This window comes from Lonsdalea britannica (genome assembly GCF_946477055.1).
In the GTDB taxonomy this organism is placed as follows: domain Bacteria; phylum Pseudomonadota; class Gammaproteobacteria; order Enterobacterales; family Enterobacteriaceae; genus Lonsdalea; species Lonsdalea britannica_A.
Window position 1 is genome coordinate 1 of sequence record NZ_CAMKXG010000186.1, and the last position, 6,848, is coordinate 6,848.

Annotated in this window: 6 protein-coding genes; 3 read left to right on the forward strand and 3 right to left on the reverse strand. The window is 57.3% G+C overall.

The genetic code is table 11. From position 1 onward, the window contains the following. The first annotated feature begins 223 nt into the window (after positions 1-223). The 3 genes from Q7O77_RS12455 (at position 224) to sanA (ending at position 3,272) form a co-directional block, all read left to right on the forward strand. The gene (locus Q7O77_RS12455; RefSeq protein ID WP_304167739.1) at positions 224-841 is read left to right on the forward strand and encodes a glutathione S-transferase family protein; all 618 of its coding nucleotides are present in this window, start codon (positions 224-226) and stop codon (positions 839-841) included. Positions 842-945: 104 nt separating this feature from the next. Next, positions 946-2,349, forward strand: coding sequence for a 30S ribosomal protein S12 methylthiotransferase RimO (gene rimO, locus Q7O77_RS12460; protein ID WP_304167741.1), 1,404 nt, complete (start codon positions 946-948; stop codon positions 2,347-2,349). A gap of 176 nt (positions 2,350-2,525) precedes the next feature. Next, positions 2,526-3,272: an outer membrane permeability protein SanA gene (gene sanA / locus Q7O77_RS12465; protein WP_304167744.1), complete on the forward strand. Its 747-nt coding sequence runs from the start codon at positions 2,526-2,528 to the stop codon at positions 3,270-3,272. Positions 3,273-3,285: 13 nt separating this feature from the next. On the opposite strand, the gene yeiB is transcribed toward sanA, so the two are convergent. The 3 genes from yeiB to Q7O77_RS12480 form a co-directional block, all read right to left on the reverse strand. Beyond that, on the reverse strand, positions 3,286-4,464 hold the full coding sequence (yeiB, locus tag Q7O77_RS12470; RefSeq protein ID WP_304167747.1) for a DUF418 domain-containing protein YeiB: 1,179 nt from the start codon (positions 4,462-4,464) through the stop codon (positions 3,286-3,288). 202 nt (positions 4,465-4,666) lie between these two features. Further along, a complete protein-coding gene (gene folE, locus Q7O77_RS12475) occupies positions 4,667-5,332 on the reverse strand; it encodes a GTP cyclohydrolase I FolE (protein WP_304167750.1) in 666 nt (221 codons plus the stop codon). Between the two features lie 305 nt (positions 5,333-5,637). Further along, positions 5,638-6,848 (reverse strand): methyl-accepting chemotaxis protein (locus tag Q7O77_RS12480; RefSeq protein ID WP_304167752.1); only part of this gene is annotated, 1,211 nt, incomplete at its 5' end.

The window sequence follows — 6,848 nt, forward strand, 5'->3', positions numbered from 1 at the left end:
CTGCAGCAAACGTCGCCCGAATAGAATGTGAAAATGTCATAACACCCTTCCTGTCTGAGTCATTGTTGTCATTGGTTATCATGATTATTAGGGGAATCAGCGTAATAAATAAATAATAAAAAACCCTATGATATGCAGGCATAACGATGAGCGACTTTATTTCGCGCCATCCGCATGGTCTTATCTACACTGTGGGTCAAAACGTAACAGAAGGATCAACACAATGCTAACCCTGTGGGGACGCGAGAATTCGACGAACGTCAAAAAGGTACTCTGGTGTGCCGAGGAGTTAGGGCTGACGTACCAGCACATTCCTCTGGGCGGGGCTTTCGGTGGTAATCACGACCCCGACTATTTGGCACTGAATCCCAACGGACTGATCCCCTGCCTGCGGGACGATGAGCTGGTGCTGTGGGAATCTAACAGCATCGTGCGCTATCTGGCAGCGCAGTATGGGCAAGGTTCGCTGTATCTGGCCGATGCGAAAGCGCGCGCCAGCGCGGAGAAATGGATGGATTGGGCGATGTCCTTAGCCACGTTTTTTGGGCCGGTGTTTATCAATATGATGCGCACACCTCCCGCCCAGCGCGATATGGCCGCCGTTGAAGCGAATATCGCGCGTTGCGAATCGCTGCTGAGCATCGCCGATGACGCGCTGGCTTCCCAGCCCTGGCTATCCGGGGAGCACTTTGGCGTCGGCGATATCCCGCTGGGCTGCATCGCCTACGGTTGGTTCAGCATGCCCATCACGCGCCAGTCGCACCCCCATCTGGAGCGCTGGTATCAACAATTAACGACGCGTGCGGCGTTCAAAAATAAAGTGATGATCCCCCTGAGCTAAACCATCGGGTACTCCATCAAGATTGGCGGCCGGGCCTGTTTCCTGCCGTTGATTCAGGTATAATCCGCCGACTTTTTCCCGTACAACCCGATGTATGAGACGCTATGACTGTTAACTCCTTCGATCCTTCGCAGACCACCACGTTGGCGGCCCCGGAGAAAACGCTGACCCAGCAAAAGAACGGCGGCGACAAGCCGCAGGGCAATAAAATCGGTTTTGTCAGCCTGGGCTGCCCCAAAAACCTGGTGGACTCCGAGCGCATCCTTACGGAGCTGCGCACCGAAGGGTATCAGGTGGTGCCAAGCTATCACGACGCCGATCTGGTGATCGTCAACACCTGCGGCTTTATCGACAGCGCCGTGCAGGAGTCGTTGGAAACCATCGGCGAAGCGCTGAATGAAAACGGCAAGGTCATCGTCACCGGCTGTCTCGGCGCTAAAGAGAATCAAATTCGCGAAGTGCATCCCAACGTGTTGGAAATCAGCGGGCCGCACAGCTACGAGCAGGTGCTGTCCCACGTCCATCACTATGTGCCGCAGCCCGCGCACAACCCGTTCACCAGCCTGGTGCCGGAATCCGGCGTGAAACTGACGCCGAGACACTACGCCTACCTGAAGATTTCGGAAGGCTGCGACCATCGCTGCACCTTCTGCATCATCCCCTCCATGCGCGGAAAACTGGACAGCCGCCCTGTTGGCTCCGTCCTGGATGAGGCTAAGCGTCTGGCCGACGCCGGGGTGAAAGAGCTGCTGGTGATCTCGCAGGATACCTCCGCCTACGGCACCGACATCAAACACCGCACCGGCTTCTGGAACGGCCAGCCGGTTAAGTCCAGCATGGTCAGCCTGTGCGAGCAGCTGGCGACGCTGGGGATTTGGGTCCGCCTGCACTACGTCTACCCTTACCCGCACGTCGACGAGGTTATCCCGTTGATGGCGGAAGGCAAAATCCTGCCGTATCTGGATATTCCGCTACAGCACGCCAGCCCGAAAGTGTTGAAGCTGATGAAACGCCCCGGCGCGGTCGAACGCACGCTGGAGCGCATTAAACGCTGGCGTGAGATCTGCCCGGCGCTGACGCTGCGCTCAACCTTCATCGTCGGCTTCCCCGGCGAAACGGAAGAAGACTTCCAGATGTTGTTGGACTTCCTGAAAGAAGCGCAGCTGGATCGCGTGGGCTGCTTCAAGTTCAGCCCGGTGGAAGGTGCTACCGCCAATACGCTACCCGATCCGGTGCCGGAGGAGATCAAGGAGGAGCGCTATCACCGCTTCATGCAGCTGCAACAGCGGATTTCCGCACAGCGCCTGCAGGCGAAAATCGGCCTGGAGCTGCCGGTACTGATCGATGAAGTCGATGAAGAAGGCGCTATCGGTCGTAGCATGGCCGACGCCCCGGAAATCGACGGCGCGGTCTATCTGAACGGCGAAACTCGCCTCAAGCCGGGCGATCTCGTCACCGTAAAAATCGAACACGCTGACGAATACGATCTGTGGGGCAGCCGGGTCTGATGACGTCACACCGGGGGATAATTTCCCCCCGTCCCCCGGTGTTTTTTTCCTTTTGATTGATCCCTTGCACTAAAAATCGTCATTAAGCCTTCCTGCGGGACGCTTCGCCTTGCGCGATCTCGGCAGGTAAAGTAGCCTTGCCGGATGATTTGATTCGTGCTGAGTAAGGCAGACGCATGTGGAAACGCCTGACATTTGGTTTTTTCACCAGCATCCTCGTGCTGGCAGGAGGCGCATTTCTGCTTGACCGCTGTATCAGCTGGCGCACCGCCCCCTATATTTTCGACGATCTCAAAGACCTTCCCGCCCGCCCCGTCGGCGTCGTGCTGGGCACGGCAAAATACTACCGCGCCGGTGGCGTGAACCAATATTATCTGTTTCGTATTCAGGGCGCGCTGAACGCTTATAACAGCGGGAAAGTGAGCTATCTGCTACTCAGCGGCGACAACGCTCAGCAAAGCTATAACGAACCGATGACGATGCGCCGTGACCTTATTTCCGCAGGCGTTCCGCCGATGGATATTGTGCTCGACTATGCGGGGTTCCGCACGCTCGACTCGATTATTCGCACCCGCAAAGTGTTCGACACCAACGACTTCACCATCATCACCCAGCGCTTCCACTGTGAACGCGCGCTGTTTATCGCGCTGCATCTGGGGATTCAGGCGCAGTGTTATGCGGTGCCGTCGCCGAAGGATATCTGGATGGTGCGGATTCGGGAGTTCGGCGCCCGTCTGGGCACCCTGTTCGATCTGTATGTGCTGAAGCGCGAGCCGCGGTTTCTTGGTCCGATGATCCCTATCCCCGCGCCGCATACGATTTCCGCCGATGAGCCCGGCTATCCGGCCGTGCCGCCCGAGTATCTGCCGGACGACACAACGGAGACGACCGGCAAGAAGTCAGCCAACGCGTTCCGACCTTAACTCAAAATTGGCGTTATTTGCCGATGGCGACATCGGGTTTGCCCGCGACAAACCGCGTCAGGCGACGCCATAGCCATTCCATCGGCCCCTGCCGGAAAACCCGCAGCCAGTAGTGCGCGAACAGCAGATTGACGATCCACATCGGCGGCACCAAGGCTAACAATGCCAGACGGTCCAGCTTCATGAACCAGCCCAGCTGGTAAAACAGCGTGGTACACATGAGTGTTTGCAGCAGATAGCTGCTTAACGCCATCCGACCGATATCGCTAATCCATTTCGTCAGGCGCCAGCGTCGCAGCGTCGGCCAGTAGCCATAGCACAGCGCCAGATAGCCGATCGCCTGCAACGGCGCACTCAGCTCGCCGGGGATCTGCAACAGCAGGCCGCACCAGCGATACTCCCAGTTCAGCTGCCACTGCGCCACGACGCCCGCGCCGTTGATGAGCAATGCGGGGATCAGCAGCACCCATGCAATTCGGCGATAGTGACTCAGGCTAAATTCCCCCTTCAGCCACCCGCTGCGCATCAGCGCGCCGCCGAGCAACATCGCCCCGCAGAGCAACCAGCCGTACTGTACGCCCATCGATAACAGACTTTGGCTTAGCATCGACAGCCGATGGCTCCAGGCCTCCGGTCCGCCAGTCACCAGCCAGTGCGCCTCGTAGGCCAGATCGGCCGGGCCAGGCTGCCAAAAGCGGCCGCCGGTTTGGCTCAGCAGCTGACTCAGCACCACCAATATAGCGACCCCCGCCAGATACATGATCGTACCCGCGCGCAGCAACAGTCTGGGACTGTCGGCCATGCGCAACATGCCGCAACACACCAGACCAATTAGCCCGTAATCCAGCAGGATGTCGCCATCCCAGAAGAACAGGCTGTGAATCAGGCCGAAGATCATCAGCCAGAACAGGCGAGCGTGAATCCAGCTCCGCCCTCTTGGCTGCAACAGCTGCAAGCTCGCGCCAAACAGCAAGGCGAACATGGTCAGAAATTTCCCCTGCACCAGAATATCCATGACCGCCCAGGTCCAGGCATCACGGAGTGACGGCAGGCCGTTATAAGCGGGATTAAGGTAGGCGGCCTCGGGTAAACCAAAGGCGGACACGTTCATCAGCAGGATGCCAAGCAACGCCACGCCGCGGACAAAATCCAACGTGGCGATGCGGGGTTGTACTCGGGGTGGAGTGACCATAGGCGTAAGGGTAGCTCGCAGTCTAAGTAAATACGGGGGTGGTTCGGTCCGTAAATTGTAATGACTGAGCGCGTAAAAACCTACGGTTTTACCTCACCGGGCAATGAGATAGCGCAAACGGCTGGAGAAAACGGGCGTGGCGGGCATAAAAAACCGGCGTCGTTGATGAAGCCGACGCCGGTGAATTTTATCGTGCGTACCCTTAGTTGTGGTGACGCACCGCGCGCAGGAACTCCTGACGCGTATTCTGGCTGGACTTGAACAGACCGCCCAGCGACGTGGTCGTCGTGGCGCTAGTGGCATCGCGGATACCGCGCGCTTTCACGCAGTAGTGAACCGCATCGATGGAGACGGCGACGTTATTCGTACCCAGCAGCGTTTGCAGCGCGACCAGAATTTGCTGGGTCAGACGCTCCTGCACCTGCGGACGCTGGGAGAAAAATTGCACGATGCGGTTGATCTTGGACAGGCCGATGACGCCATCCTTGGGGATATAAGCCACGGTAGCCTTGCCGTCGATGGTCACAAAGTGATGTTCGCAGGTGCTGGTCAGATTGATATCGCGCACCGTCACCATTTCATCCACTTTCATTTTGTTTTGAATGATGGTGATTTTGGGAAAGTTGGTGTAGTCCAGGCCGGAGAAAATCTCATCGACGTACATTTTAGCGATGCGATGCGGCGTTTCCGTCAGGCTATCGTCCGTGAGGTCCAGGCTCAGCAGATTCATGATTTCCGTCATGTGCTCTGCAATGCGGCTTTTACGGGTCTCCCGATCGAGCATTTCCCCGCGTAACGGCGTTTCCAGACCGCGCGCCAGCAGCGCCTCATGGACCAGGGCAGCTTCTTGGGTCAAAGGTGATGACATTATCGTTCTCCAGCAGGTGTAACTTATATGCGGCGCCCTACCGTCTTCAGGCGTTTCCCGCAACAGGCCGTGGAATTGATGACTGCAAACATGGAATCAATACAGTGCCACTGACGGATGCACCAGGCGCGGATCAGCGCCCTTTAATGAGGGACACAGCCTAATGGAGAGTACGGCGATTATCCAGTGATTGTATGTCATGATTGATGAAATCGCTGCAAGTTATGAATGATAGCGACCGCCATCAAGAGGGATGACGGTGAACCGGCGCGGTTGCATCGCCGGTTCACCGAGAGGCAAGACGTTTAGAATTTCTCCCAGCCGTCATTGTTGTTGGCACGCGTGGCCGGCAGCAGTTTCACGGCGGGCATTGGTTTCGGTTTCACCGCCGGGATCCGCGTTGTGGAAATCGGACAGTTGTCATCTTCCAACTGGAAGAGATCCACCACCTTCGCCAGATCGTGCGACTGCTGATCCAACTGCGCGACGGCGGCCGACGACTCCTGGACCAACGCGGCATTCTGCTGGGTCACGCCGTCCAGTTCGTGTACGGCCTGCCCGACCTGCGTGATGCCCTGAGTTTGTTCGTCGGTGGCAGCGTTGATTTCACTAATCAAATCGCTGACGTGCGCGATCGCGTTGATGATGGTTTCCATCGCCTCGGCAGATTGCTGAACCTGTTTATCGCCCACCTGCACGTTGACTTCCGATTCGGCGATCAGTTCAGCGATCTCTTTCGCCGCCTGAGCGCTGCGCTGCGCGAGGCTGCGAACCTCACTCGCCACGACGGCAAATCCCCGGCCCTGTTCGCCGCCGCGCGCGGCTTCTACCGCCGCATTCAACGCCAGAATATTGGTCTGAAATGCAATGCCGTTAATCACGTTGGTAATATCAGAAATCTTGCTGGAGCTGGCGGTAATTTTGGCCATCGTCTTGGCCACGTTGCTGCTGATTTCGCCCCCTTTCTTGGCTACGCCTGCAGCATCCTGCGCCAGAAGACGCGCCTGATGCACATTATCCGCGTTGTGTTTAACGGTCGAACTCAGCTGTTCCATGCTGGCGGCCGTTTCCTGCAGTGCCGCGGCCTGTTGCTCAGTGCGTCGAGACAGGTCGTCGCTGCCCACCTTGATCTCCGACGTGCCGTGGTCAATCGAACGGGTGGTGTCGCGAATAGCCGTCACCGTATCGCGCAGTCGCGATTGCAATAGTTTGATGTCCGGGATCAACCGACCAGCGCAGTTGCGGCCGAACTCTACCAGTTCGCAACCCAGACGGCCCGCCGTGAGCTGCGCCAAATGCGATTTAATGACCGCAATCGGTTTAACCAGATAGTTGCGCAGGTAGTATTCGGTAAAGATCAGCACCACGATACCGGCGAGCAGCACGATGATGATCGTGTCGCGGTTACGAGCGTTGTGTTCGCTAATAGAAGGAATGATTTTAGACGCCGACATCTCATCGCTGTATTTTTTAAGCTCATCGCCAAACGTCCACGCAATCGGCGGGAAAACTTCGC

Coding starts and splice junctions, on each gene's coding strand:
- yeiB (WP_304167747.1), bottom strand. CDS start 4,464: ATGGTCACTCCACCCCGAGTACAACCCCGCATCGCCACGTTGGATTTT.
- Q7O77_RS12455 (WP_304167739.1), top strand. CDS start 224: ATGCTAACCCTGTGGGGACGCGAGAATTCGACGAACGTCAAAAAGGTA.
- rimO (WP_304167741.1), top strand. CDS start 946: ATGACTGTTAACTCCTTCGATCCTTCGCAGACCACCACGTTGGCGGCC.
- folE (WP_304167750.1), bottom strand. CDS start 5,332: ATGTCATCACCTTTGACCCAAGAAGCTGCCCTGGTCCATGAGGCGCTG.
- sanA (WP_304167744.1), top strand. CDS start 2,526: ATGTGGAAACGCCTGACATTTGGTTTTTTCACCAGCATCCTCGTGCTG.